Consider the following 1,521-nt stretch of genomic DNA (forward strand, 5'->3'; position numbering starts at 1 on the left):
TATTTAGCCAAGGTAAAAACGGGAAACACAACCAGCAGAAAATTGTTGGTTTGGTTCTTAGTGATCAGAGCGCTTCCTGAACTAGGTTCCTACATCTATTATTTTTACGATCTACGTCTGTACTTAGGGGAAAAAGTCCCTATATTATTTTATTTCTGGGAGACTTTTCGCTTTGCCTATGTACCCTTGTTATTTTTCTATTTACAATCCGTTAATCGTCCCCAATTCAAACTTAAGATAGTGGATGCATGGCATTTTCTTCCTAGTGCCGTGATGTTTATTTTTTCGATCAAAAAAGTAATTGGCATAGACCCAGCGATATTAACGGATATTGTTTGTTACCAATTTATTTGGAGTGATCAAGAATTCATTACACTAATAACGGTACAATACCTTCAATTTTTTGCCTATATGGCCCTTTCTCTTAATCTCCTGAACAAAAAACAGTTTGAACTTAAAAAACAGGTTTCCTCTTTGGAAAAACAAAGCTTAAAATGGTTAATTTTCATCATCTGGGGATTAATCCTATGGAAAGGAATGCGATTAATAGAAACCATTGCCTGGTGGTCTTTTAATGCGGATGATTCTTTTCTGAAAAGCATGCATATTGTAGGGACTCTTTTATTCTTATTCCTGCTCAACTACCTATTTTTAAAGGTCATTCGACAGCCTTACCTTTTATTATCAAAGGAAGCGGCCAATAAAGAAATTTCAAAAGCGATCCCTGATTTGGAAAAAGACAAAATGAAAAGTAAACTCTTAGGGTATATGAATTCTGAGGAGCGTCCTTATTTGAATCCTACCCTTTCTCTTCAATTAGTGGCTGAGGAATTATCCATTGCTTCTCGTTACCTTTCCTACGTTATTAACGAGGAAATGGGAATGAATTTTCGAGATTTCATAAATCAATACCGGATAGAAGAATGCAAAAAATTATTGGAGACCCATTCCTATGCAGAAAAAACGGTATCAGAAATTATGCTAGAATGTGGTTTTAATTCCAAATCGGTATTTAATCAGGCCTTTAAAAAAAATACAGGAACCACACCAAGTATGTATAGAAAAGGCATCAACAACTCTTAGGTTAATTCAATTCCTCAATAAACCGAAAGATTTGACCTGGGAGCTCGAAAAAGGCTATATTTTTTGAGCCATCAAGTATCATTTCTCCTCTAACAGAATTTTAAAAGGAAGGTAAAAACGCTGACATTTGCTTAAATCCTAATTCTAGGATAACCTTCCAAGTAGAAAAATTTAACATAAAGGACTAAAAAATAACATAGCAGACTTGATGGCTACTAAACCCCACCTAATTCTCAAGAACTTCCACTTAGCACTGTCTCCCCAACAAAAATTTAAAAAGTATTAGAGAATCTCTCTAGCATTTATCATCATTTTTTTCGAAAGAATTTTCAAACAACAACCCTTCAAAAAGAAGAATAAAAAAGAATTAAGGGAATCCTCACCGTCCCTAAAATTCAGCACTTTTAAAAAAAATCATAAAAAGATAAAAAATTAACC

The 1,521-nt window shown here is 33.9% G+C and carries 1 protein-coding gene; it reads left to right on the top strand.

The features are described 5' to 3' along the window. Positions 1-1,083: helix-turn-helix domain-containing protein (locus tag E1171_RS01540; RefSeq protein WP_155203399.1), on the top strand; the 1,083-nt coding region annotated here is incomplete at its 5' end. Positions 1,084-1,521: the final 438 nt, after the last annotated feature.

Source organism: Xanthovirga aplysinae (assembly GCF_009711365.1).
In the GTDB taxonomy this organism is placed as follows: Bacteria; Bacteroidota; Bacteroidia; order Cytophagales; family Cyclobacteriaceae; genus Xanthovirga; species Xanthovirga aplysinae.